At 40.5% G+C, this 23,484-nt stretch carries 25 protein-coding genes and 1 pseudogene; 14 read left to right on the top strand and 12 right to left on the bottom strand.

The window, feature by feature from the left end; translation table 11 throughout:
- Positions 1 to 70 precede the first annotated feature (70 nt).
- Positions 71 to 1,507: a 1-acyl-sn-glycerol-3-phosphate acyltransferase gene (locus AC5JMK_RS26570; RefSeq protein ID WP_495911356.1), complete on the top strand. Its 1,437-nt coding sequence runs from the start codon at positions 71 to 73 to the stop codon at positions 1,505 to 1,507.
- Here AC5JMK_RS26570 and AC5JMK_RS26565 read toward each other — a convergent pair.
- From AC5JMK_RS26565 to pgsA, 5 genes and pseudogenes are all read right to left on the bottom strand, one after another.
- Positions 1,486 to 1,626, bottom strand: a pseudogene (locus tag AC5JMK_RS26565) (RNA-guided endonuclease TnpB family protein); the annotation flags it as partial. The gene AC5JMK_RS26570 and the pseudogene AC5JMK_RS26565 overlap by 22 nt on opposite strands.
- Positions 1,623 to 2,147, bottom strand: a complete 525-nt coding sequence (locus AC5JMK_RS26560) for a hypothetical protein (RefSeq protein WP_495911355.1) — start codon at positions 2,145 to 2,147, stop codon at positions 1,623 to 1,625. The gene AC5JMK_RS26560 and the pseudogene AC5JMK_RS26565, both read right to left, overlap by 4 nt.
- Positions 2,148 to 2,239: 92 nt before the next feature.
- Positions 2,240 to 2,707, bottom strand: a complete 468-nt coding sequence (locus AC5JMK_RS26555; protein ID WP_495911354.1) for a MarR family winged helix-turn-helix transcriptional regulator — start codon at positions 2,705 to 2,707, stop codon at positions 2,240 to 2,242.
- A 199-nt stretch (positions 2,708 to 2,906) separates the two neighbouring features.
- Positions 2,907 to 3,740, bottom strand: coding sequence for a sulfurtransferase (locus tag AC5JMK_RS26550; RefSeq protein ID WP_495911353.1), 834 nt, complete (start codon positions 3,738 to 3,740; stop codon positions 2,907 to 2,909).
- A 952-nt stretch (positions 3,741 to 4,692) separates the two neighbouring features.
- Positions 4,693 to 5,205, bottom strand: coding sequence for a CDP-diacylglycerol--glycerol-3-phosphate 3-phosphatidyltransferase (gene pgsA, locus AC5JMK_RS26545; RefSeq protein WP_096673939.1), 513 nt, complete (start codon positions 5,203 to 5,205; stop codon positions 4,693 to 4,695).
- Between the two features lie 121 nt (positions 5,206 to 5,326).
- Here pgsA and AC5JMK_RS26540 point away from each other — a divergent pair, with 121 nt between their 5' ends.
- Together AC5JMK_RS26540 and AC5JMK_RS26535 are read left to right on the top strand one after the other, a co-directional pair.
- Complete coding sequence (locus AC5JMK_RS26540) at positions 5,327 to 6,742, top strand: aspartate ammonia-lyase (RefSeq protein WP_495911352.1); 1,416 nt, start codon at positions 5,327 to 5,329, stop codon at positions 6,740 to 6,742.
- A 74-nt stretch (positions 6,743 to 6,816) separates the two neighbouring features.
- Positions 6,817 to 7,788, top strand: coding sequence for an Npun_F2552 family protein (locus tag AC5JMK_RS26535; protein WP_096673943.1), 972 nt, complete (start codon positions 6,817 to 6,819; stop codon positions 7,786 to 7,788).
- Positions 7,789 to 7,955: 167 nt separating this feature from the next.
- Here AC5JMK_RS26535 and AC5JMK_RS26530 read toward each other — a convergent pair whose 3' ends face one another.
- Positions 7,956 to 9,701, bottom strand: coding sequence for a helicase HerA domain-containing protein (locus AC5JMK_RS26530; RefSeq protein ID WP_096673947.1), 1,746 nt, complete (start codon positions 9,699 to 9,701; stop codon positions 7,956 to 7,958).
- 118 nt (positions 9,702 to 9,819) lie between these two features.
- The gene (locus tag AC5JMK_RS26525) at positions 9,820 to 10,617 is read right to left on the bottom strand and encodes a glutathione S-transferase family protein (RefSeq protein ID WP_096673949.1); all 798 of its coding nucleotides are present in this window, start codon (positions 10,615 to 10,617) and stop codon (positions 9,820 to 9,822) included.
- Positions 10,618 to 10,946: 329 nt separating this feature from the next.
- Here AC5JMK_RS26525 and AC5JMK_RS26520 point away from each other — a divergent pair, with 329 nt between their 5' ends.
- Both AC5JMK_RS26520 and AC5JMK_RS26515 read left to right on the top strand, forming a co-directional pair.
- Positions 10,947 to 11,780: a fasciclin domain-containing protein gene (locus tag AC5JMK_RS26520; RefSeq protein ID WP_495911351.1), complete on the top strand. Its 834-nt coding sequence runs from the start codon at positions 10,947 to 10,949 to the stop codon at positions 11,778 to 11,780.
- A 240-nt stretch (positions 11,781 to 12,020) separates the two neighbouring features.
- Positions 12,021 to 12,410 (top strand): hypothetical protein, encoded by a 390-nt coding sequence (locus tag AC5JMK_RS26515; RefSeq protein ID WP_495911350.1) that lies wholly within the window; start codon positions 12,021 to 12,023, stop codon positions 12,408 to 12,410.
- 112 nt (positions 12,411 to 12,522) lie between these two features.
- Here AC5JMK_RS26515 and AC5JMK_RS26510 read toward each other — a convergent pair whose 3' ends face one another.
- On the bottom strand, positions 12,523 to 13,812 hold the full coding sequence (locus tag AC5JMK_RS26510; RefSeq protein ID WP_495911349.1) for a glycosyltransferase family protein: 1,290 nt from the start codon (positions 13,810 to 13,812) through the stop codon (positions 12,523 to 12,525).
- A 70-nt stretch (positions 13,813 to 13,882) separates the two neighbouring features.
- On the opposite strand from AC5JMK_RS26510, the gene AC5JMK_RS26505 reads away from it, so the two are divergent.
- On the top strand, positions 13,883 to 14,209 hold the full coding sequence (locus tag AC5JMK_RS26505; RefSeq protein ID WP_495911348.1) for a hypothetical protein: 327 nt from the start codon (positions 13,883 to 13,885) through the stop codon (positions 14,207 to 14,209).
- Positions 14,146 to 14,646 (top strand): CHAT domain-containing protein, encoded by a 501-nt coding sequence (locus AC5JMK_RS26500; RefSeq protein ID WP_495911347.1) that lies wholly within the window; start codon positions 14,146 to 14,148, stop codon positions 14,644 to 14,646. The genes AC5JMK_RS26505 and AC5JMK_RS26500 overlap by 64 nt, the downstream gene beginning before the upstream one ends.
- Positions 14,647 to 14,871: 225 nt before the next feature.
- Here the strand turns inward: AC5JMK_RS26500 and AC5JMK_RS26495 are convergent, their stop codons facing one another.
- A complete protein-coding gene (locus tag AC5JMK_RS26495; RefSeq protein ID WP_495911360.1) occupies positions 14,872 to 15,036 on the bottom strand; it encodes a hypothetical protein in 165 nt (54 codons plus the stop codon).
- On the opposite strand from AC5JMK_RS26495, the gene AC5JMK_RS26490 reads away from it, so the two are divergent.
- The 4 genes from AC5JMK_RS26490 (at position 14,974) to AC5JMK_RS26475 (ending at position 21,401) form a co-directional block, all read left to right on the top strand.
- The gene (locus tag AC5JMK_RS26490; RefSeq protein ID WP_096673957.1) at positions 14,974 to 18,981 is read left to right on the top strand and encodes a magnesium chelatase subunit H; all 4,008 of its coding nucleotides are present in this window, start codon (positions 14,974 to 14,976) and stop codon (positions 18,979 to 18,981) included. The two genes, AC5JMK_RS26495 and AC5JMK_RS26490, sit on opposite strands and share 63 nt — an antisense overlap.
- Positions 18,982 to 19,195: 214 nt before the next feature.
- The gene (locus AC5JMK_RS26485) at positions 19,196 to 19,618 is read left to right on the top strand and encodes a hypothetical protein (protein ID WP_495911346.1); all 423 of its coding nucleotides are present in this window, start codon (positions 19,196 to 19,198) and stop codon (positions 19,616 to 19,618) included.
- A gap of 217 nt (positions 19,619 to 19,835) precedes the next feature.
- Positions 19,836 to 21,161 carry an AIPR family protein gene (locus AC5JMK_RS26480; protein WP_495911345.1) on the top strand — a complete coding sequence of 442 codons (1,326 nt, stop codon included), beginning with the start codon at positions 19,836 to 19,838 and terminating at the stop codon, positions 21,159 to 21,161.
- A gap of 27 nt (positions 21,162 to 21,188) precedes the next feature.
- Entirely contained in the window at positions 21,189 to 21,401 is a 213-nt protein-coding gene (locus AC5JMK_RS26475) for a type II toxin-antitoxin system HicB family antitoxin (protein ID WP_495911359.1), read from the top strand.
- A gap of 74 nt (positions 21,402 to 21,475) precedes the next feature.
- Here the strand turns inward: AC5JMK_RS26475 and AC5JMK_RS26470 are convergent, their stop codons facing one another.
- The 3 genes from AC5JMK_RS26470 to AC5JMK_RS26460 form a co-directional block, all read right to left on the bottom strand.
- Positions 21,476 to 21,919 carry a type II toxin-antitoxin system VapC family toxin gene (locus AC5JMK_RS26470; RefSeq protein WP_495911344.1) on the bottom strand — a complete coding sequence of 148 codons (444 nt, stop codon included), beginning with the start codon at positions 21,917 to 21,919 and terminating at the stop codon, positions 21,476 to 21,478.
- Positions 21,907 to 22,128: a hypothetical protein gene (locus tag AC5JMK_RS26465; protein WP_016861423.1), complete on the bottom strand. Its 222-nt coding sequence runs from the start codon at positions 22,126 to 22,128 to the stop codon at positions 21,907 to 21,909. The genes AC5JMK_RS26470 and AC5JMK_RS26465 overlap by 13 nt, the downstream gene beginning before the upstream one ends.
- 61 nt (positions 22,129 to 22,189) lie before the next feature.
- Entirely contained in the window at positions 22,190 to 22,627 is a 438-nt protein-coding gene (locus tag AC5JMK_RS26460; RefSeq protein ID WP_495911343.1) for a hypothetical protein, read from the bottom strand.
- 32 nt (positions 22,628 to 22,659) lie between these two features.
- Between AC5JMK_RS26460 and AC5JMK_RS26455 the strand changes: the two genes are divergently transcribed.
- From AC5JMK_RS26455 to AC5JMK_RS26445, 3 genes are all read left to right on the top strand, one after another.
- Entirely contained in the window at positions 22,660 to 22,857 is a 198-nt protein-coding gene (locus AC5JMK_RS26455; RefSeq protein ID WP_026086924.1) for a hypothetical protein, read from the top strand.
- A complete protein-coding gene (locus AC5JMK_RS26450) occupies positions 22,841 to 23,170 on the top strand; it encodes a type II toxin-antitoxin system PemK/MazF family toxin (RefSeq protein ID WP_096673965.1) in 330 nt (109 codons plus the stop codon). Before AC5JMK_RS26455 ends, AC5JMK_RS26450 begins: the two co-directional genes overlap by 17 nt.
- 80 nt (positions 23,171 to 23,250) lie before the next feature.
- Positions 23,251 to 23,484 (top strand): hypothetical protein (locus AC5JMK_RS26445; protein WP_495911342.1); only part of this gene is annotated, 234 nt, incomplete at its 3' end.

Here is a 23,484-nt window from a genome sequence, read left to right as displayed (position 1 = left end):
AGTCAACAGTATCACCAGCAATGATCAAACTGGTAACTGATAACTGATAACTGATAACTGGAGAGCAACCTTGCCTGATTCTATCCAACATGCCCAGTCACGGCTAGAGTTTATTCCACAACGCTTCAACCCTTTTGTACTGCGTCTTGCCCAGTGGTTGCTGCCTATTTTGCTACGATTTCGGCTCAGACCGTGGCTACCATCTGGAATTTCCCGGATTCAAGTTAAGAATGCAGAAACTTTAGCCGAGTTATATCAACAATTCCAAGCTGGTAAAGTGCGCTTTTTGATGGCATTTCGTCATCCAGAAGTAGATGATCCACTGTGTATGTTATACTTATTGTCACGAGCAGTACCACGGGTGGCGCGTCAACAAGGAATTTTCCTGCAATACCCGATTCATTCGCACTTCATTTATGAACGAGGGATGTTATTGTGGGCAGGAGATTGGCTAGGTTGGTTTTTCTCAAATTTGGGAGGAACTCCCATTCGCCGGGGTAAGCGATTGGATAAGCTAGGTATTCAAAATGCCCGAAATTTGTTTGCTAACGGAAAAATGCCAATCACAGTTGCCCCCGAAGGTGCTACCAATGGACATAGTGGCATCATTAGCCCTTTAGAACCTGGTGTAGCTCAATTCGGATTTTGGTGTGTAGAAGATTTGCACAAAGCCAACCGTTCACAAGAAGTTTTGATTGTACCAATTACAATTCAGTATAGTTATGTAACACCACCTTGGGCAAAACTAAATTGGCTGTTGAGTAGATTAGAAGCTGATTGTGGTTTACCAGTGCAGACTACAGAAATATCTAATGTCGCTAATCCCGAAGAGATTTACTATCAACGTATTTTGCGACTGGCAGAACATTTGTTAACAGAAATGGAAGGATTTTATCAGCGTTTTTATCATCAGGATTTACCTGCAATTAATCATGATGGTGATATTGATGCTGAAGCGATCGCCAATCCCAATCAAATGTTAATCGCTAGACTTCGCCGCCTACAAGAAATAGCTTTGCAAGTTGCCGAACAATATTTTGGATTACAATCACAAGGAAATTTTATTGACCGTTGTCGTCGTTTAGAAGAAGCTGGTTGGAGTTATATTTACAGAGATGATGTGGAAGATATCAATACCTTGCCAGCTTTACAACAGGGATTAGCAGACTGGGTAGCAGCAGAAGCAGAACTGCGAATGCGACATATGCGGTTAGTAGAAACCTTTGTAGCAGTTACTGGGACTTATATCAAGGAAGAGCCTTGTGCAGAAAGATTTGCAGAAACGGCACTACTAATATTTGATATGATTGCTCGGATCAAAAATAACACGAAACTACCAGGGCGTCCCCGTTTGGGTTGGCGACAGGCGCTAATTACAGTCGGTGAACCAATCTCAGTTACTGAGCGTTGGGCAAAATACCAAGGCGATCGCCATTCAGCAAGAGTTGGGGTAAGTGAGTTAACAAAAGAACTGTATCAATCTTTAGAACAATTAATCAAGGCTTGACCAGGTACAACAACTCGACCGTATATTTTTCCAAAATACTCTAACCATTGTGTGAACAATGACCATAAAACATCACTAATTGATTTCGCTAGCTTGCTATTTTTAACCATATTTCTCACTTACAGTTTTGGCTATTTGCTTTTACTACTCGTCTTCCCCAGGGCTTTAGAACCGAAATCGCAATGATGATACAGAGGAAAAGAACCTGAATTACAGTTCCAATCAACACACCTTTAGCATCCAAGCTATATATTGGACTGTCTAAGGCTTGTAATCCTTCTTGAGCCGCTAGTTTTTCAGCAGCATTACCCCACGGAAATAGCCAAAATGTTCCAAAAATGACTAATCCAATTGTCAGTATCCACTTAGTAATTACCCAGTAAAACTTAGTGAATCCATAGTTGGTCATCCAGCAAAGAAATGTTGCTGTCATAACTGAACCAATTGCAGAGGGAATCACAATGTAGTCATCGAGCAGATTAATCGCTGAGTTGAGCGCGTAGAGTACCTCTGCATTAGTTGATTTTGTATTTCTCAACGAGAGAAGAAACATACTTAAGACAGTTCCTGTCCAAAGGGCAGCAAAACCAATATGCGCGGACAACAACCAGTTTTTCTGTCTGATGCTCAACTTTGGCATTTTTCTCCTATCGTGTGCCACGTGAAGTAAATGTATTGATAATCAATATATTAAGTAATTTCCATAAGGTCAACCTCCAAAGCCCAAAATTGCTAGATCAGGTTCTGAACAATTTGATCTAGTATCTTCAAAACTGCTTCCTGGTCTGCTTCTGGAATGTTTTTGGTTGCTTTCTCAATTGTCTGTGCGCCGATTGAGGGTAGGACTTTCATAAGTCGTTTCCCTTCGTCAGTGAGCCAGATGCGGACAATGCGACGATCATCGCGATCGCGTTCTCGCTGAACAAGCTTACGATCCTCCATTCGATCAACCACCCCAGTTAACGTTGCACCCAACTGCTTCAACTTGTCAGCGATTCCAGTCGTTGAAAGACCATCTTCTTCCCACAGACAACACAAAACGAGGTAGTGAAACGGGGTCAATCCGTAAGGTTCTAGCCGCTCTAGAAAATCCCGATACATCAACTGAGATGCAAGTTTTAGCTTGTACCCCAAGTTGTAAGGAGCTAGAGCATATCGCCATTGCTGAACAAAATCAGAATTTGAGGATGAACTAGGCATTTCAAAACAAGATTAATCGCTCAGTCAGATATTTAATGTATTAACTATTCTATGCTCTGACAATGGAATGGTAGAAGCAAACCTCGAATTCAAGAAAAAAGTTAGAACAATTAATTACACATTTTTCAAGCTGTTCCCCGTTAAGAGTTCCCTCTTCCCTGATCTCCAGGAATTAACTTAATTTTGCCTAACCACTTAACTATTTACTAATGGGTACGTTAGGCAAGCGGCTCCACTCATTCCATGAACCATCATAGTTCCGCACGTTTGGATAGCCCAGTAAGTATTTCAAGACAAACCAAGTGCAGGCTGATCGCCCACCAATTGCACAGTAGGGAAACACTTCCTTGTCAGATGTAATACCATTGCTACTGTAGAGCGTCTGTAATTCATCGAATGATTTGAAAGTTCCATTTTCGTTCAGCGTGAGTATATGTTCAACATGAACTGAGCCTGGAATGTGTCCTGCGCGTTCCGTCTCTTCTGGTGGCTTCATCAAGAAGTGTTCTCCACGGTATTCTTGAATAGTCCGAACATCCAATAACACACGAGCAGTTTGACCAATGGATGCCTGAATTTCTTCAGACAACACCCGCAGACTTGCATCAAGTGGTTTTGTACGGTACTGTGTTGGTGCAAAATTCGATAATTCTGTTGTCACTGAACGACCTTCTGACATCCACTTTTGATGTCCACCATTTAAAACTCGGACATCTTGATGTCCAAACAATTTTAATAGCCAGAAGATCCAAGCTCCTGTTCCAGGGTAACTGCCATAGGCAACAATAGTTGTCTCATTGGTAATACCAGAACGTGAAAGCAGTTTCTCTATGGCAGTTGCATCAAGATTCATGCGGAGATCACTTAGAAGCAGGTCAGCAAAAATATTCCAGAAAACTGCACCAGGAATGTGAGTATTTTTATATAGCTCTGGACTCGTATCAACTTCTACCACACGGATATTGGGAGCGTTGAGATGATCGGCAAGCCATTGTGTATCAATTAGAACTTCAGAATGAGCATAATCAGCCATAAGGTTGCTCCTAAAAATAGTGTGAACTCGGTTAATGGATGAACAATTGCCAATGGAAGAGGAGTTTGAAGAAATGTGCATAGTTCATCACAGATAAACCGGATAAAGTCAAGTTGCAAAGTTAGCAACAACGCTGAAGCTAGATTAAATTTGACCACTTACTTTCGTATAGACCTCGATCGAGTACACTTTGCTTTAGTAGCCGTAGCAAAACCGAACAGCAAGAATCGTCAACGACCCAGGTCTAAAGACACGCTTGTTTCCAGCCTAAGACTTAGACAACAGTTGACCAGACTAAGTACGAAGAAGTACTACGTTATTGGCAAGAGTTAAAGACCTACCAAGGGATGCGTAGCTAGTTCCTTGCTCTAGAACTGAAGGATTAAACAGATTTATTGGGTTAAGTCAGTGTCTTTCAGATAGTACCGACCAATAACATTGTCGAGGCTAACATTACTCCCGTAAGGGAAGGCTCCTTGGAGCAAAACCGTTATCGCATTTGGCGCGTGTGTAATAGAGCCGGGCTTGGTTCGGGATATCTCGAACCGCCCACTAATGGGTTCCCTCCAAATTCGGGGTTTTCAGACCCCGAATTTGAGAGGGCGCCCAAATCAGGGGGTTTTAAGCCCGGCTCTATTTCTTCGATTTGCCTCGTTATGCGTACAGAGTTGTGAGATTTGAAATGGTAATTGTCAAGCTTGAAAGTGCAACACAATAGCACACCGAGTTAAACAATCTCCTTGCGCGATAATGGTGCAAATATTTAAGGCGGTTAAAACCGCACGTGTCGCTTTCCTCTCAGCACTTAAGTGTCTGAGTTTCCCGCATACCGTGAAGTCTTATGAATAAGAACTGATGCAATTGATTATGCCAACTGTGGGCGAGTATTTTGCTGCCAAAGGCTGGAAACTAAGTTTTTTAGAGTCCTGAAGGAGCGGTGATCAAAAAACCACTAATCACTATTTGTCTGTGGTAAAAGATAAATTGCCCCAGAAATTATGGTAAGGGCGACAGAAATCCAGAAAGTAATGAGGGAGGGAATTCTCCAGACTTCTGGTAAGGGCGCAATCAAAAGAGCGATCGCAATAATTTGACTAACAGTTTTAAGTTTACCCCAAATATTCGCTCCAGTAATTGTAGTTTGATTGACACGCCAACCAGCGATCGCTAACTCCCGTGCTAGTATCAAAAATACTCCCCAAGCCGGAATTTGTCCTAGTTCAATTAAAACTAGTAAGGGTCCAAGTACCAGTAATTTATCTACTAACGGATCAAGAAATTTACCTAAGTCAGTTATTTGGTTGAGTTTTCGCGCTAAATATCCATCCAGCCAGTCAGTACCAGCCGCAACCAAGAAAATTGCCAAACACACCCATCTAGCTGTTGATGTGGGGTTGTATAAACCGTAAAGCAGGAATGGTAAGCCCAACAAGCGAGAAAATGTAATCCAATTAGGTAAAGTCATGAAATTTCAGATTTTGGATTTTGGATTTATTTTGATAGATTAATTCGTTTGCAGTGAGACCAATAAATAATATTTAATTTTAGGTTGTTGATTTTTAGATTAACTAGTTTGCAATCAACTTATGACTCAACAAACAGATTCTCAATACAGAATAGAACGCGATTCGATGGGCGATCGCCAAATTTATAGTAGCCTTTACTACGGTATTCAAACACTACGTGCTACAGAAAATTTCCCAATAAGCGGCATTAAACCACTAGCTACTTACGTAGATGCCTGTATTTTAATTAAAAAAGCGACAGCGATCGTCAATGGTGAACTAGGTTGTATTCCCCAAGAAATTAGTCAAGCAATAGTCCAAGCTGCGGATGAAGTTCTAGCTGGCAAATTTCGTGATCAGTTTGTGGTAGATGTCTATCAAGCGGGTGCTGGTACATCTCATCACATGAATGTTAATGAAGTACTGGCAAATCGGGCCTTAGAAATTCTCGGCGACGAAAAAGGTAACTACAAGCGTGTTAGTCCCAATGATCACGTTAACTACGGACAGTCTACCAATGATGTGATTCCCACGGCAATTAGAATTGGTGGTTTATTGGCGTTATCTAGAACACTACATCCAGCTTTAGAAAAAGCGATCGCGACATTAGAGACAAAAGCCACAGAGTTTCAAAATATCGTCCGTTCTGGTAGAACTCACATGCAAGATGCTGTTCCGGTGCGCTTGGGTGAAAATTTTCGTGCTTGGGCGCAGATTCTTACAGAACACCAAAACCGGATTTACGCAGCCAGTGGGGACTTAATGATACTAGGTTTGGGTGGAAGTGCAGCTGGTACAGGAATGAATACTCATCCCCAATATCGCGCCCGTGTGGTAGCAACTCTGGCAGAATTAATTAATAGTCCCCTACAACCTGCACCCCACCTCATGGCAGCAATGCAGAGTATGGCACCATTTGTCAATGTTTCTGGTGCTTTACGTAACATAGCGCAAGATTTAGTGAAAATTTCTCACGATATGCGGTTGATGGACTCTGGGCCAAAAACTGGTTTAAAAGAAATTCAACTCCCACCAGTACAGCCGGGTTCTTCGATTATGCCGGGTAAATATAACCCTGTGATGGCAGAGATGACATCAATGGTGTGTTTTCAGGTGATGGGTTACGACAGTGCGATCGCACTAGCAGCCCAAGCAGGACAATTAGAATTAAATGTGATGATGCCACTAATCGCCTATAACTTGATTCACAGTATCGAAATTCTCGGTAACACCATTGCTGCACTCACCCAACGGTGCATTCAAGGAATTACCGCTAACCAGGAACGTTGTTTAGCATATGCAGAAGGAAGTTTAGCTTTAGTAACAGCTTTAAATACCCACATTGGTTATTTAAATGCTGCATCTGTGGCGAAAGAATCCTTGGAAACTGACAAATCCCTACGACAGATTGTGCTGGAAAAAGGACTGATGAGTGAAGCAGAATTAGCCGAGGTTTTAAATCTGGAACAAATGAGCCAAATTATACCCTTGGAATAGAAGTAGTTAGTAATTAGTAGTTAATAGTTGCTTGCTAATCAGTGATTAATCCTTCCCCAATCCCCTTTCTTAATATGCAAACTCAAACACCAACCGTTAGTTTCATTCGCGCTAATTCGTACGAACGAGATATTTTAAGAAAGTCTTTAGAAACACTGCTAGAACCATTTGGAGGGATGGCGGCGTTTGTGAAACCAGGAAATCGCGTTTTACTCAAACCTAATTTGCTTACAGGCGCACGTCCTGGCAAAGAATGTACCACGCGATCGCAACTAGTTTATGTTGTGGCACAGATGGTAATTGAAGCTGGCGGTAAACCATTTTTAGGCGATAGTCCTGCTTTCGGTAGCGCCAAGGGAGTAGCTGTAGCCAATGGTTATCAACCGATTTTAGAAGAACTCAATCTACCAATTATTGATTTCCAAGGTGTTCGTTACCAAACTGTCAGCGAAGAGTTCAACCATCTGCTACTCTCCAAAGAAGCGATGGAAGCAGACGTAGTGATCAATCTACCCAAAGTCAAATCTCATGCTCAATTGGTGCTGACATTGGGTGTAAAAAATTTGTTTGGTTGTGTTCCTGGCAAAATGAAAGCTTGGTGGCACATGGAAGCAGGAAAAGATGCTGATAGATTCGGAGAAATGTTAGTAGAAACTGCTAGAACAATTAACCCAAATCTAACTATATTAGACGGTATTATCGGTCATGAAGGCAATGGTCCGAGTGGTGGCGAACCTCGTTCACTGGGTATTTTGGGGGCATCACCAGATGTATTTGCCCTAGATCGAGCTATGGTAGAGACACTTAATGTCCCAGCTCTAACAGTACCTACTGTCGCTGCATCTATGCGTTTGGGGATCTGTCCAGAACTAAACGCTATCTATTATCCTTGTTTGCATCCTGAGTTACTAAAAATAGATGATTGGCGATTACCAGACAAGTTCATTCCCATTGATTTTGGTATGCCTCGCGTCATCAAATCTACGTTCAAACATCTCTACATCAAGTTTATCAAAGAACCAATCAGCGCCTATGTTAGAAGCTAGCTATAACAAGTGCAAATTCTGCTACAGCAATTTCAAAACCGCCAGAGTAAGCTAAAAATACCCTCCGATTGCTTAACCAGACCGCCCTACTCTACTAGTGGCGGTTTTTTCATAAAACCTCGCGCTAACATAGCCTTAAGCATGGGAGGAACACGACGCCCATCCCCTTAAAACCCCAAATCAGCCTTCGCCAACTCCGCAGCTGCAAAAACCTCCTCATCTGATCTTTCCTCCCAAACAGTATCGCCAATTTCTGCATAGAAAACGGAATCGTAAGGACGAGTACGCACCACTACTGGCATAGGTACAGCATGACCTAAAATCAAAGCTTGTTGCTTAGAATCTAACTTTGCCAAAACCGATTTCAAAGCACCAGCACCAGCCACTCCCGTAAAAATTGCGTCGATATCTTTTTCATCGTTCAGCAAAGCGGTGACACGAGTTCCTATCTGGGACATCACTTCATTATCAATCCCAGATGGACGCTGATCCACTACCAACAGCGTGACGAAATATTTCCGCATTTCACGAGCAATTGTCCCAAAAATAGTACTTTGGACTATGCCAGGATCTAGAAAGCGGTGGGCTTCTTCGATAGTAATCATCAGCTGGGTTGGTTTATCGTTGGGATTTTTTGTCTGTAAAAACTTTTCAGATTTGGCGACATAATGTTGGTGAATACGGCGAGTAATCATGTTTGTCACCAACATGTAAGAAAGCATATCCGATTGAGAACCAAACTCAATGACGACGTTTTTACCTGCTTCTAGCGATCGCAAAACTTGATTAACATAATTATGTGGACAAGCCGCACGCATGTATTTTAAATTTTCTAAGCGAAACAATTTGCGTTGTAATGCGGTGATTGAACCTTGGTGTCCTCTCTTCTCTTCACACAGCAGCTTGATTTCTTCATTTGTCATACTCAACAATTGCAGAATCCAAGACTTACCGAACTCTGCAAAGAGAATATTCGCATTGTCTATGCTAGCGTCTGAAAGCCCTAAATCACGAGAGCATAATTTAATATCTTCTACTTCTATTTGGTCGTAACTTAGGTAAAGTTCTTGTGCGTGAGGAACACCACGCCGTTTTGTAGATTCAGGATCGAGGGTATATACCTCTACTTTACTAGGAAATAATTGCTTTAAACCTTTAACAGTACTAAATTGTTTCCCTTCTGAAACAGCTTCCCAACCATATTCAGAATGCATATCAAATATTAAATTTACTGCCGCATTTTTGCGAATTGTCCCAGCTAAAAGTAATCTGGTTAAAAAAGATTTACCAGTTCCAGATTTGCCAAAAACACCATTACTACGTTCAACAAAACGGTTTAAATCTAGACACACCGGAACATCCATATCTAGTGGTTTACCGATGGAGAAATTTTTTCTTTGCGGATCATCTTCCCAACCAAAGACACGGCGAAAATCTTCTACCGAAGCATCATATACTTGGCTAAAATGACTAGGAATAGTTTTCACTGGCATCAATTCCATTGTTGTGCTTGTTTGCGGTTGAAATGATGCCAATGAACTCATTTTTTGAGATGTTGATGCTTGTTTAGTCCCATTCCCCTCATATCCCAATTCCTCAATTTCTCCAGCTTCTAAAGGTGGAGTAAACATCAACATTGGTGCGAGAGTAATAGTACCGTAAGTACCACTTCCAGCTAAAACTTCTCGTAAAAAAGTATCCTCCCAACTGGGAGGATTGGCAATAATTCTTTGGTTCGCAGTTCCCAATGCTACATCTGTAAGCATACAGAAAAAGCGCGATCGCATCCCTTGCACCACTAAAAATTTACCGACTCGCATATCTTCAACCAAGATATCAGGATGCAATCGTACTTCTAATCCACCTGTTAGGGAACCTTGAGTAACTGAACCTAATGGCTGTCCTAAAGTCATCGCCTTATTTACATACTTACGTGCCTTATTTTATGTTGAAATCGTTGATGGTTGGTAGATATTTGTTAGTAGTTGGTGGGTAAAAACCAATGACAAATGACAAATGACCAATGACTAATCACTCAATTTCAATCGAAGTCGGTGCAGTTGTACCTGAATTTGGTGTAAAACCTATTAGTGGTTTGCGAAATTCGGCGTAAAGGCGATCGCGCCAAGCAAAAAATCGTTCATAAGCTAGATTATCTGCTAAACCAGGTACTCCTTTGCCTCTTAAGGATACTGGTAGATCCAAATAAGGCCCATCGGGAAATTTTAATAATATCGACAAACCAGCGACTGCTAAATCAGCCAGAGTCGGTTGATCTCCCAATAAATAGGGACTATCTGCCAAAAGTAGACATAATGCTTCTAAATCTTGCTTTAAGTCCGCGATCGCTTTTTGGACTATCTCTGGACTGTAACCGACTCCAAAACCTAATACTTTGAGTAAATCGTTGGGTACTTCCCCAACAAAAGTTTTGAAAACATCTGGAACTGAACTCGGTAGTAAAGCTTTGCGGAAATTTTGATCTTGACTGATGGCATAAAAAAGCGCTTTGCGTCCTTTTATACCAATTGATTCATCCGCCCACTCTTCCATCATTAAGCATAAACCCCGTTGTTTGCCATCTTGGGGTATAATCAGGCGTTCTGGATAATGTAAGTCTAAATACTTAGCTATCTCCGTAGAATCAGCAATATAGTTATGACCATCCTTCAGAACTGGTACTTGCTTTTGACCAGTGAGGCGAAAAAGTTCTACTTGTCCAATTCCGGGTGTAACTTCTATTTTGCGATATTGTAGCCCTTTGTAATCGAGAATCAGGCGAACTTTTTCTGAGTATTGAGATAGTTCAAATTGGTACAATTCCAACATTTTTCCAAACCCGCAATTGGTGCATTGTTTTACTTTACAATTTTAACTTTACAAAAATTAATTTTACTGATATTTTCCTAAAATCTCGATTTTAGTAGTCAAGATTTAATTTTTACTTAGTTGATTGATATTCTTCTATTCCCAGCATCCAATTTTATTTTTATTGAATAAATTTTGATCATTCTGAGTGACAGCAAATCAAAAATATTCATCAGTGATCACACATCTACCTTAATAATCAAAAATCCTATTTCTATAGTTAGATTTTTTGTGTAGCGAAATGTTATAAGTCTTTATGTAATGTGTAAAATTAAAGCCAAACAAAATTTATGAAGGTAAATTATAGCAATTTGTTGAGCAAGTTGGCTGGTATGGCAGGGGTAACAGGTATCAGTTTACTCATTGGTTTGCCTGTAGGAGCAAACGAGATATTAAATCCTAATCCTAGTGTTTTTCAAGAAGCACCTTATAATCGTGGTCAAAGTATTCTAGCCAACCCTAGCTATACACTCGATAAGTCTGTAAAACAAACAAAGGACAATACCCCAATCCAAAATACAGTAGCACAGAACAACAGTGGAAGCGGCCCACTAAATCCTAGTCCTAGTATTTTCAACGAACCTCCATACAATCGTCGCAGTACACCAAGTCAACAGACACCAATTGTACCTACTCCCCCTGAAACTCCACCTTCGACACCAGGAACAGAAACCACACCACCTCCACCACCAGCAGCAGGTACTGGAAGCCAGACTTTATTAGCACTGACAGAATCAAATAAGCAATTTACAGTGTTAACAAAAGCTTTAAAAGCAGCTGGATTAGTAGATGTTCTTCAAGGTCAAGGGCCATTCACAGTTTTTGCACCTACTGATGCTGCTTTTGCTAAACTACCACAAGATGCACTACAAGAATTGTTGAAGCCAGAGAATAAAGAAGTATTGGTGAAAATTTTGACTTACCATGTAGTATCTGGTCAGGTATTATCTAGTGATTTGAAGTCTGGTGAGGTCAAAAGCGTTGAAGGTGGCCCTATTAGCGTTAAGGTTAGTAACCCTAAAGATGTAATGGTCAACGACGCCAAAGTAGTTCAAGCAGATATCAAAGGTAGCAACGGCGTCATTCATGCAATTGACAATGTAATTTTGCCTCCTGATTTGTAATTGGGGAAAGGGGATTGGGGAACGGGGATTGGGGATTGGGGATCGGGAAGAGACTTAGTTAAATAATTCCCCCCACACTCCCCACACTCCCTTCTCCCTGCTTCCTTTTCCTCCTTGTCCCCGTATCGGCCTCTCCCCGTTGTTCACAATTAAAATTTCTTAAGAGTTTAAATGATGTTAAATGATATTAAATAGAAGCAACATTTGACCATTTGCCCTTTGCAGGACTCTCACACAACGATGCTGACTGAAATTTTTCCTTTTAGCTTTGACTTAGATACAGTAGCTGTTGCTGGAGCAAGTTTGTGGTCTTTGGCGCTATATTTAGGTTTTTCACCAGTCAGTCGATGGATTATGGAACAACTTAACCGTTGGTTCAATTTTGCCGAGCGATCGCTCTACACTAGTAAGTCAGAATTTGAAAAAACTCGTCAGGCAAGAGAATCACAAAACGCCTTTTACGCCTCAGTATTTAGCATCATACCTTTTCTTGTCATTGGCGCTCTATGTAACTGGGGTGTAGAAATCAGTTTAGGCTCCAGTTGGTCAATAAGTATGGGAATCTTAGCCTGCATCGGTTGTGGTGTGTATGAGTTGGGACGGCGAGATGGAGAATCTTCTGAGGATTAGCAAACACAGAAAAGCTGGAATATTGAGAATTATTATTGTTTTTGTGTCTACCGTTCTGGTAGGCGCGTAGCAACTTCTGTAAGTAGCCGCTAGGGCGTCTATGTGTTTCAATTTACTTTTTAGTTTTATAATTATTTGTTTTTTCTATCTCTTCGTATACCAATTGTGCTATTTTATTTGCTGCACCTGTTTCTCCTCTAGTAGTTTGTAGCTTCACTCTTATTTTGTCTAATTTTGCTGGATTATTCAAAAAGTCTAAAACCATTTCTGCTACTTCTTGCGGTTGAAGTTTACCAACTAATTCCGGAACTACTTCTGATTTTGCCCAAATATTCGGCCATGCCAATAAACCTTTACGCTGCAAAAATATCCAGTTAATTAACTTGGCAAAACTCGTACCAACTCCCGGCAAATTTGCCAAAATTCCTGGTAAACCATCCCAAGATCGCATTGCATCCAGTTGTTGAGTCGGTAGCAAAACAATCATTGGCACGGCTAAGGAACCAAGTTCGGCTGTATTTGCCCCTACAGTAGTCAAGCAAATCTGGCATTGAGATAATATGTCGTAGGCTGGGTGATGAGTGATCAATTCTACAGTTAAACCTTTTGAGGTTTTCAGGATTGGAGATTCAGAGTTAATTAATTGGGCTGAAACTCCCCCAAAAGTTTCTGTATAAGGGTTTTTCTCAGGATTGGCAAAACTCGCTAAAGTTTGTAAATCTAATGTTGGCGCTACAGGAATGAAAAACTTGGTTTGTGGTCTTTGGGCTTGAACATGTTCTGCGATCGCCAGCGTCAAAGGAACTCCCTGCGCTAATTTTGCGGGTTTGGAACCAGGCAAAATTCCAATTAGTTCAGTCGTTTGTCCTTGATTTTCTGCGAATGACAAATTACTACCTGCTTCTGCCATCAAATCACCTACAACTGTAAATTTGTGGGCGTACTTAGGTGATACTTTGGCTGCAACTTCTGGTTTCATCACGCCAAAACGATCAATCAAATTATGCCAACGTGCTTCCCACTCTGCATAGACAACACTGCGATAACCAAGTCTTTTAGCTATTACTATAGGAAAAATTTGATCTCCACCGAGAAAAACTACTACTCCCTGACTTTTCCAATCCCAATTTTCATAAGTTTTTCCCCACACTAAAAATTGCCAAAAATGTTCTGCTGACTGTACTCTGTCTACTTCAGGATAAGAACGAGCGATATCTGCTTCTTTACCACTGGCGTTAGGACAAGGCGAGAGAACAACCGAAATTCTGAAGTGCGATCGCGTAGCGTCTCCTTTAGAGAATTGTTCATCTGTGAATTTTTGTCGTAATGCCTTGACTACAGGACGTACCCATGTAGTTACTTCGCCAGGGCCATTAGAAAGAATCAATATGTCAAAATTCATTGGTTCGTGAGATTTAAAATAAGCATAATAGTGTAAAAATGCGAAAAACAACGTACCCAACAGGAAGAATATGCCACCTATTGTTAAACTACAACTCTCCTTAGAAGCTTTCGCAGAAGCAATATCTTCCCTGAATTTAGAAGAAAAGCGTCAACTTCAAGACATAATTGAGCAACAAATTTTTGAAGCAGAAGAAGCAGCGTATGAAGACAATGCAGAAACACAGGCACAAATGCAAGCAGTTCGCGCTGAGTATGCAGCTGGTGAGTCCATAACTATAGACGAATATCTGAACAGAAATGGGCAGTGCGAACTAGGGACATCCAACTGGCAATGCTCGATATCAATCCTTCTATTGTTCATTTTTCTGGTCATGGAACAGGGTATGAAGGTTTAGTCTTTGAAGATGAAACAGGTTCAACAAAGCTAGTTGATGGAGAAGCCTTAGCTGGACTGTTTGAACTGTTTACAGAGCAACTTAAGTGTGTTGTTCTGAACAGTTGTTATTCAGAAGTGCAAGCCGATGCGATCGCACAACACGTTAATTATGTGATATGCATGAAAAAGGCGATTGGAGATAAAGCAGCAATTGAATTTGCTGTGGGTTTTTATGATGCTCTAGGGGCTGGGAAGTCCGTCGAATTTGCCTACAAATTTGCTTGTGCTGCAATTCGATTGGCAGGTATTCAAGAGCAACTTACCCCAATTCTCAAGAAGAAGCCAAATATTAACCTCAAAAATGAACCTGTGTCTGAGCCATCTCAGGAACTAAACGACTCTGACAGAGAAATACTTACAGAACGCTTCAATTTCTGGCAAATTAATCATACTTGAGTTTATAAGTCAATATATTGACCGATAATTCCTTAATGGTACAACCCCCCAGATTTATCTGTGGAATCGATCCAAAATCCAAAATCGATTGACTTATTTATTTTATCAACTCTTGAGTCAAAGAACTTCTGATTTAATTAACAAAAATTAATAATTTGCGAGTAAACACTTTGTAAATTAGTCAAAAACTGTAACAATATGTTTCGTTGTTTATATCTTTTTGTGTCATATAGACCACAAAATCGGCATACAGTAAGCTTTTTCTGATAAAAAAAGACTGAGATTGCCGATAAATTTGAGAACACGCATCAAAGGAGCCGAGGAAGCATGTTCACCCACGTCAAGTCCACCATCAGACATATTGCGCCTGATGATCTGCGAGGGCGTCATTTAATTAAGGTGGTCTATGTCGTGTTAGAGTCCCAATACCAGAGTGCATTGTCACAAGCGGTAAGGGTCATTAACAAAGACCATCCTAACGTGGCGATTGAAATCAGCGGCTACTTGATTGAAGAACTCCGTTCGCCAGAAAACTACGAGGAGTTCAAAAAAGATGTCGAGAATGCCAATATATTTGTCGCCTCATTAATTTTTATTGAAGACTTAGCTCAGAAAGTAGCAGCAGCAGTACAACCACATCGCGATCGCCTTGATGTTGCTGTAGTTTTCCCATCTATGCCAGAAGTGATGCGCCTAAACAAAATGGGCAGCTTCTCAATGTCACAGTTGGGACAGTCTAAGAGTGCGATTTCGCAATTCATGCGTAAGCGTAAGGAAAAATCCGGCGCTGGCTTTGAAGATGCGATGCTCAAGTTGTTAAGGACTCTGCCCCAAGTGCTGAAGTTCCTACCAATGGAAAAAGCACAGGATGCGAGAAATTTCATGTTGAGTTTTCAGTATTGGCTGGGAGGTTCACCAGAAAACCTGGAAAACTTCTTGCTGATGCTAGCTGACAAATATGTATTGAAAAATGTAGAGACGTTACATGGTGCGTCTCTACAATACGAAGCACCGGTTGTTTACCCAGATATGGGTATTTGGCATCCTTTGTCAATGACAATGTTTGAAGATGTCAGAGAGTATCTCAATTGGTACAACAGCCGTAAGGATATTGCTAAAGATTTAAAAGATCCCTTAGCGCCCTGCATTGGCTTAGTTTTGCAGCGTACTCACTTAGTTACAGGTGATGATGCTCACTACGTCGCCATGGTACAGGAATTAGAAGCGATGGGCGCACGGGTAATTCCTGTATTTGCTGGTGGTTTGGATTTTTCTAAACCTGTAGATGCCTATTTCTACGAACCAACTACCCAAAAAGCCTTAGTCGATGGTGTAATATCTTTGACAGGTTTTGCATTGGTGGGTGGGCCGGCGCGTCAAGATCATCCCAAGGCAATTGAAGCCCTCAAGCGCTTAAATCGTCCTTATATGGTAGCTTTGCCACTGGTATTCCAAACTACCGAAGAATGGTTGGATAGCGATTTAGGCTTACACCCAATTCAAGTAGCGTTGCAAATTGCCATTCCAGAATTGGATGGGGCAATTGAACCGATTATATTATCAGGACGGGATGGGACAACAGGCAAAGCGATCGCTCTCCAAGATCGAATCGAAGCAGTCGCCCAACGTGCCTTTAAATGGGCAAACCTGCGTCGTAAACCCAAGCTAACAAAGAAAATTGCGATTACAGTTTTCAGCTTTCCCCCAGATAAAGGTAATGTCGGAACCGCCGCGTACTTGGATGTGTTTGGTTCCATTTATGAGGTGATGAAAGGCCTGAAAAACAATGGCTATGATCTGCCAGACTTGCCAGAAAATGCCCAAGCCTTGATGCAAGAAGTCATCCACGACGCGCAAGCGCAGTACAGCAGCCCAGAATTAAACGTTGCTTATCGGATGTCTGTACCTGAGTATGAAGCACTCACCCCCTATTCCCAACGTTTAGAAGCAAACTGGGGACCACCACCAGGACATCTCAACAGCGATGGGCAAAACCTGCTGATTTACGGCAAACAATTTGGCAACGTCTTTATCGGTGTTCAGCCTACCTTTGGTTACGAAGGCGATCCGATGCGGCTGTTATTCTCTCGTTCCGCAAGTCCCCATCATGGTTTTGCTGCTTACTACACCTATTTAGAACAGATTTGGCAAGCTGACGCGGTGTTGCACTTCGGTACTCACGGTTCCTTGGAATTTATGCCAGGTAAGCAGATGGGTATGTCTGGTGAATGTTACCCCGATAACTTAATTGGCACAATCCCAAACCTGTATTATTACGCAGCTAATAACCCCAGTGAAGCCACAATTGCTAAACGTCGCGGTTATGCTGCAACTATTTCTTACCTAACTCCGCCTGCGGAAAATGCTGGTTTATACAAAGGTTTGAAAGAACTCAGTGATTTAATTGCTTCTTACCAAACCTTAAAAGACACAGGACGCGGTATTCCCATTGTTAACACCATTATGGACAAGTGCCGGATGGTGAACTTGGACAAAGATATTAATTTGGCGGAAACTGATGCCAAAGATTTGTCGGGTGAAGACCGGGATAATATTGTTGGCATGGTCTACCGTAAATTAATGGAAATAGAATCGCGGCTGTTACCTTGCGGTTTACACGTCATTGGTAAACCTCCGAGTGCAGAAGAAGCAGTTGCGACTCTTGTGAATATTGCTGGGTTAGATCGTCCAGAAGGTATAGAGAAGTTAAATATAACGTCTCTACAAAGCCTACCCCGGATTATTGCCAATAGTGTAGGGCGGGATATAGACGAAATTTACAAAAATAGCGACATAGGCATTTTAGAAGATGTCCAACTGCTGCAAGACATCACAATGGCAACTCGTGCCGCAGTTTCCGCCCTTGTGCAAGAGCAAACTGACGCAGAAGGCAGAGTTTCCTTTGTTTCCAAGCTGAATTTCTTTAAGATGGGCAAAAAAGAACCTTGGGTAGAAGCACTGCATCAAGCAGGTTACACCAAGGTTGATGCTGCTGCACTCAAACCAGTATTTGAGTATTTAGAATTCTGTTTGCAGCAAGTTTGCGCTGATAACGAACTCGGTGGATTACTCCAAGGTTTAGAAGGCGAGTATGTTTTACCTGGCCCCGGTGGCGACCCCATCCGCAATCCTGATGTTTTACCCACAGGTAAAAATATACACGCCCTTGATCCGCAATCTATCCCTACGCAAGCCGCAGTCCAATCAGCCAAAATCGTTGTCGATAGGCTACTGGCAAGACATAGAGCCGAAAATGCTGGTAATTATCCTGAAACTATTGCCTCTGTGCTTTGGGGAACAGATAACATCAAGACCTACGGGGAATCACTAGCACAAATCATGTGGATGGTGGGTGCGCGTCCAGTTCCCGATGCTTTGGGACGAGTCAACAAGTTAGAGTTAATACCTCTAGAAGAGTTGGGACGTCCGAGAATCGACGTGGTGATCAACTGTTCTGGCGTCTTCCGCGACTTGTTTATCAACCAGATGAACCTGCTAGATCAAGCTGTGAAAATGGCTGCGGAAGCAGATGAACCTGTGGAAATGAACTACGTCCGCAAACATGCTTTGCAACAAGCCGAGGAAATGGGGATAAATCTGCGTCAAGCAGCAACTCGCGTTTTCTCCAACGCATCTGGTTCCTATTCGTCTAATATCAACTTGGCGGTAGAAAACAGTACTTGGGAAAGCGAAGCTGAGTTGCAGGAAATGTACTTGAACCGCAAATCTTTTGCTTTCAGTGCCGACAACCCCGGTACGATGGATGAATCCCGCAAGATTTTTGAAAGCAGCTTGAAAACTGCGGAGATGACTTTCCAAAACCTCGATTCTTCTGAGATTAGCTTAACTGACGTTTCTCATTACTTCGATTCTGATCCGACTAAAGTTGTGGCAAGTCTGCGTGGTGATGGTAAAACACCAGCATCTTACATCGCAGACACGACAACTGCCAACGCCCAAGTGCGGACATTATCAGAAACCGTGCGTTTGGATGCTCGTACTAAATTATTAAATCCCAAATGGTACGAGGGAATGCTATCTCACGGTTACGAAGGTGTGCGCGAACTCTCGAAGCGCTTGGTAAACACAATGGGTTGGAGTGCAACTGCTGGCGCTGTGGATAACTGGGTTTACGAGGATGTGAACACCACGTTTATCCAGGATGAAGAGATGCAAAAGCGGCTGATGAACATGAACCCTCATTCTTTCCGCAAGATTGTATCGACTTTGTTGGAAGTGAATGGACGTGGTTATTGGGAGACTAGCGAGAGTAATTTGGAGAAGTTGCGTGAGTTGTATCAGGAGGTTGAGGATCGGATTGAAGGGATTGAATAGGTTCTAACTGTGTAGAAACCCAAAATAAAAAAATGGAGATGTTCCATCTAATGAACGTCTCTATTTTTTTATGTATGTTTGGCGATTGCTATACATCACTTATGATTTAAATCACAACTATTGGACATTGTATTATGGTATATATCACTACTGATTCAATTGCTTATCGAATTTTTACAACCAAATCTATTTGTAATACAGTTAGGAAAAATACATGACTGGCAATGATAGCATAGTTCTCGATAACATTATCAGGCAAAGAAATAATAATAGTGATAATGTACTACCTGATGATGAATTCTTTGAAATATTTACATTTGAACAAATACTAAAAAAATACGATCTCTCATATGATGAGTTAAATTATGGAAAAATAGGAGGAGGTGATGATGGGGGAATTGATGGATTCTTTCTTTTTATTAACAATGGTTTCGTTAGTGAAGATACAGAGTTTGACAACTTCAATAAAAGTCCTTATATACAATTATTTTTAATTCAATCAAAACGGTCTGATTCTTTTTCAGAAAAAGCTATTGAAAAATGGATTTCGACCACAATGAATATTTTTGATTTACAAAGAAAGGCAGAGGGTCGAGGGCAGAAGGCAGAAGGTAAGAAGTATCAATTAAAACTTTAGTTGTGGGTATAAAGCCCACTAAGGAAGAAAATGTATTTCGAGATGCGTAGCGCGATGAAATACGGCATCCTTGTTTCAATCCCACGTTTTTAGACGTGGGTTCCCTTCTGCCTCCTGCCTTCTGCCTTCATGAAAGAAACATCTTGACCAAGTTCAACAATATTATAATTCTGATCTAATTAGTAAAGTAGCATTTTTTCGTGACATGTATCTCAAATTGGCATCAAAACATCCTTCTATTGAAATAACATATGTATATGCAAGTAAAGGTGATGTCTCAGCTATAAATCCAAAAGTATACAATCAATCTGAAGTTTTAAAAGAAAATACTGTTAGATGTTTTTCAGGAGCAAAGGTTAATGTTAGCTTTGTTGGCGCACGAGAACTAATTGATTCTTCTCGTCTTGAAAAAAGCTATACTCTACAGTTAAAATTTATTGAAAATTATATTTCCAGAGGTGAGGATAATTATGTTATTTTAGCATCTTTAAAAGATTATTATACTTTTGTGACTTATGATAATAATGAGTTACGTACATATATATTTGCGTTTAATGTTCGAGATTATCAAGGTAGTAATGTAGAAGTTAATAAAGATATAAAAAATACTTTAGAATTAGATAAAAAACTAGATTTTTGGTGGCTTAATAATGGAATTACTATTTTATCGTCTAGGGCTAGTGTTGCTGGTAAAACTATTAGCTTAGATGATGTACAAGTTGTTAATGGATTACAAACAACTAATACAATTTATCATTATATAAAGAATAGAGAAAATGATAACAAAGTGCTGAAGGAAGAAAGGGCTATTTTAATAAAAATAGTTGTCACAAATGACCCAGAAACAAGAGATCGTGTTATCAAAGCAACAAATTTTCAAACTCCTATTCCACCAGCATCTTTAAAGGCAACAGATCCAATACAATTAGATATAGAAAATTTCTTTCTAAGTCATGAATGGTTTTATGATCGTCGAAAAAATTATTATAAAAATACAGGCAAGGCTCTTGATAGAATTATTAGTATTCCTTACTTAGCTCAGTCGGTTATCGCAATAGTTTTTCATGAGCCAGATATTGCACGTTCTAGACCATCGTCTATCCTCAAAAAAGATAACGATTATAAACGTGTGTTTAGTCAAAGAATCAGTCTTGAAGTATACTTATTCTGTGCTAAAACTATGAAAAAACTGGAAAGTTTTATTCGTGGTGTTACATCTAGTAAATCAAGCAACTTGCCTATTAATGAAAATTGGAAACATGCCTCACCCATTCGTATCTTGATATTCCATCTAGGAATGCTATTGGTAGTCAAAATACTTAATAAAACTGATTATAAACCTAAAGATGTAGAAACAATTAAAGGTATTGATTTCTCTGATGAACTTATGAATACTACTTTGTATGAATTAATACAATTAACAAATAATTATGTAAAATTAAAAGAATTGCCAATCAATATTGGCATCAAACAAAAAGATTTTGTTACATATATATTAGAGCATATAACATTAAATAATCTGAATCATAAGTCAACAGAGTAATTTTTAAGTACCAGTTAGTGAGATAAAATCATGCTTCGTTATGAAATTATTATTTACTGGAGTGAAGAAGATCAAGCATTTATTGCTGAAGTTCCAGAATTACCAGGTTGTGCTGCTGATGGTGAAACTTATCAAGAAGCACTACAAAATGTAGAAATTATTATGCAGGAGTGGATTGAAACTGCTCAACAATTAGGACGTTCAATTCCTGAACCAAGACGGCGTTTGATTTCTGCCTAATTGATAAATGCTAAAGTGCGATCGCGTAGCGTCTCCTTTGGAGAATCGCTTTGAGTATGTACAGAGTGCGATCGCTAGACTATCAACTGCTGCAACACTAACACTGATAACCCCGGTATCGATGGTAAACGCGCATCATTAGTCAAGAAAAATGATGCACCTCCATGAATAGCAGTAGCAATCTGAATAGCATCTGGGGTTCTTAAGTTGTAATTTGCTCTTAGTTGTGCAGCAGTTTCAGCTATATCTGGAAAAACTTCGATAGTCGTCAACTCTTGGGAATTAAACAAAATCTCACGATATTGTTGAGCTAATATTGTGTTTCCTTGTCGTAAGGGATAGACTAACACTTCTGTGATCGTCAAAACTGATGTGACAACACTAAATTCACCAAGAAACATTGCTTTAAAGAAAACATCTGTAATATCCAAATAGTTAGGATTTTCTTCAATAAAATAAATCAGTGGTGCAGTATCTAATCCCACAATTCGATCATGTAACTGGCCTAACCATTCCATGAATCACGTTCCTGATTAACATATTCTTGAGCATCAATACTATTCCAAATTTCTTTACCCAACCCACGCAATTCTAAAATGCTGTGCTTTGGCTTAGATGTCATCGTCACCCGTTGACGAATTAAACTGGATAAATCTTCAATTAAGCGTATTTGTTCTTCAGGAGTTAAACTTTGAGCTTGTTGTAATACTTCTTGGTAGCTAGACATAAAATTTACACTTTTAATCTTCTGCTCTAAATCTAATATATAACTATAGATTGACTATAGATTAGTGCTGGGTTTCTTTCCATGTCCACCCAGATTTTTCAGTAATTTCCTGTTGAAGAATATCTTCTGACTTTGTGGCGAGATCATTGGCACTTGCAAATAAGCCTATTAATGGGTCAGAATCAGAAGATAAATTCGATTTTGGCGATTCGGTTTCTAGGTATATTTTAACTGCTTCATTGACTATTGATTCGGGAGATTGACCTCTTTGATGAGCAAGAGTTATTAATTTTTCTAGTAAAATCTGTTCCGGTTTCCAGTTAAATGTAGCGTCCACAAGATAAACTTTTTTTACTAACAACAAATTGATCATAACAATAGGGCAAGTGAGGGCGATCGCTCCTTTCCCCAAAATACGTTCGCGTAGCGTCTCCTTTGGAGAATCGCCTGATTTATGAGATTTTCTGCAAGGCGATCGCTCTGTTAGGCATGGCAGCATAAAATCAAAGCATGACTATTCATAAAACGGATATGCTAAAAACGCTTTGGGCTACTGTTCGGCAAGGAAAAATAGAACTTCTGGAGTCAGCGGAATTATCAGAAGGAACAAGGGTACTAGTGACATTGCTTCCTGATGATGAAACTGAATTTTGGCTTCAAGCCAGTCAAACATCACTGGATGCAGTTTGGGATAATGCTGAGGATGATGTCTATGCCCAGCTACTCTAAAAATGACATCATTTTGGTTCAGTATCCCTTTTCAGATTTGTCCACTTCCAAGATTAGACCTGCGGTTGTGGTAAGTGCGCCACACGTTTCTCAAGATGTTCTAATCACACCTTTGACAAGCAAAACTGGAGCATTACTAGAAGGTGAGTTTGTGTTGTCTGAGTGGAGAGCAGCAGGTCTAAACGTGGCCACAGCAGTCAAGAGAGGTTTATATACGGTGCATGAAAGCTTGGTTGTAAAAGTGATCGGCAAGTTAGCTGATGCTGATGCTGAAATGTTAGAGCAATCGTTGCGAGGTTGGTTGGGGTTGTGATACGACCTAGAAGTAGTATTAGCAACTTCGCAAAGTTGAGAATTGAATGCATAAAAAAAGCGATCGCTCCTTTCCCCAAAATGCGTTCGCGTAGCGTCTCCTTTGGAGAATCGCTTGTTTATGAGGTTTTCTGCAAGGCGATCGCTTTCACTTTACTTTACCCAAAACGTGAACCCAGAAATCATTTCGCCGCATACAAAAATCATTTCGGCGAGCGCAAAAATCATTTCGCCGCATACAAAAATCATTTCGGCGAGCGCAAAAATCATTTCGGCGAGCGCAAAAATCATTTCGCCGCATACAAAAATCATTTC

Source organism: Pelatocladus sp., from assembly GCF_059505505.1.
Note: the sequence above shows the minus strand (reverse complement) of the source record. Positions and strands in the feature narration are given on the sequence as shown.

Excerpts from the sequence above, each read along its gene's own strand:
- AC5JMK_RS26560 (WP_495911355.1), bottom strand. The coding sequence starts at position 2,147 with ATGCCAAAGTTGAGCATCAGACAGAAAAACTGGTTGTTGTCCGCGCAT.
- AC5JMK_RS26555 (WP_495911354.1), bottom strand. The coding sequence starts at position 2,707 with ATGCCTAGTTCATCCTCAAATTCTGATTTTGTTCAGCAATGGCGATAT.
- AC5JMK_RS26550 (WP_495911353.1), bottom strand. The coding sequence starts at position 3,740 with ATGGCTGATTATGCTCATTCTGAAGTTCTAATTGATACACAATGGCTT.
- pgsA (WP_096673939.1), bottom strand. The coding sequence starts at position 5,205 with ATGACTTTACCTAATTGGATTACATTTTCTCGCTTGTTGGGCTTACCA.
- AC5JMK_RS26540 (WP_495911352.1), top strand. The coding sequence starts at position 5,327 with ATGACTCAACAAACAGATTCTCAATACAGAATAGAACGCGATTCGATG.
- AC5JMK_RS26535 (WP_096673943.1), top strand. The coding sequence starts at position 6,817 with ATGCAAACTCAAACACCAACCGTTAGTTTCATTCGCGCTAATTCGTAC.
- AC5JMK_RS26530 (WP_096673947.1), bottom strand. The coding sequence starts at position 9,701 with ATGACTTTAGGACAGCCATTAGGTTCAGTTACTCAAGGTTCCCTAACA.
- AC5JMK_RS26525 (WP_096673949.1), bottom strand. The coding sequence starts at position 10,617 with ATGTTGGAATTGTACCAATTTGAACTATCTCAATACTCAGAAAAAGTT.
- AC5JMK_RS26520 (WP_495911351.1), top strand. The coding sequence starts at position 10,947 with ATGAAGGTAAATTATAGCAATTTGTTGAGCAAGTTGGCTGGTATGGCA.
- AC5JMK_RS26515 (WP_495911350.1), top strand. The coding sequence starts at position 12,021 with ATGCTGACTGAAATTTTTCCTTTTAGCTTTGACTTAGATACAGTAGCT.
- AC5JMK_RS26510 (WP_495911349.1), bottom strand. The coding sequence starts at position 13,812 with ATGAATTTTGACATATTGATTCTTTCTAATGGCCCTGGCGAAGTAACT.
- AC5JMK_RS26505 (WP_495911348.1), top strand. The coding sequence starts at position 13,883 with ATGCCACCTATTGTTAAACTACAACTCTCCTTAGAAGCTTTCGCAGAA.
- AC5JMK_RS26500 (WP_495911347.1), top strand. The coding sequence starts at position 14,146 with ATGCTCGATATCAATCCTTCTATTGTTCATTTTTCTGGTCATGGAACA.
- AC5JMK_RS26490 (WP_096673957.1), top strand. The coding sequence starts at position 14,974 with ATGTTCACCCACGTCAAGTCCACCATCAGACATATTGCGCCTGATGAT.
- AC5JMK_RS26495 (WP_495911360.1), bottom strand. The coding sequence starts at position 15,036 with ATGACGCCCTCGCAGATCATCAGGCGCAATATGTCTGATGGTGGACTT.
- AC5JMK_RS26485 (WP_495911346.1), top strand. The coding sequence starts at position 19,196 with ATGACTGGCAATGATAGCATAGTTCTCGATAACATTATCAGGCAAAGA.
- AC5JMK_RS26470 (WP_495911344.1), bottom strand. The coding sequence starts at position 21,919 with ATGGAATGGTTAGGCCAGTTACATGATCGAATTGTGGGATTAGATACT.
- AC5JMK_RS26465 (WP_016861423.1), bottom strand. The coding sequence starts at position 22,128 with ATGTCTAGCTACCAAGAAGTATTACAACAAGCTCAAAGTTTAACTCCT.
- AC5JMK_RS26460 (WP_495911343.1), bottom strand. The coding sequence starts at position 22,627 with ATGCTGCCATGCCTAACAGAGCGATCGCCTTGCAGAAAATCTCATAAA.
- AC5JMK_RS26455 (WP_026086924.1), top strand. The coding sequence starts at position 22,660 with ATGCTAAAAACGCTTTGGGCTACTGTTCGGCAAGGAAAAATAGAACTT.
- AC5JMK_RS26450 (WP_096673965.1), top strand. The coding sequence starts at position 22,841 with ATGCCCAGCTACTCTAAAAATGACATCATTTTGGTTCAGTATCCCTTT.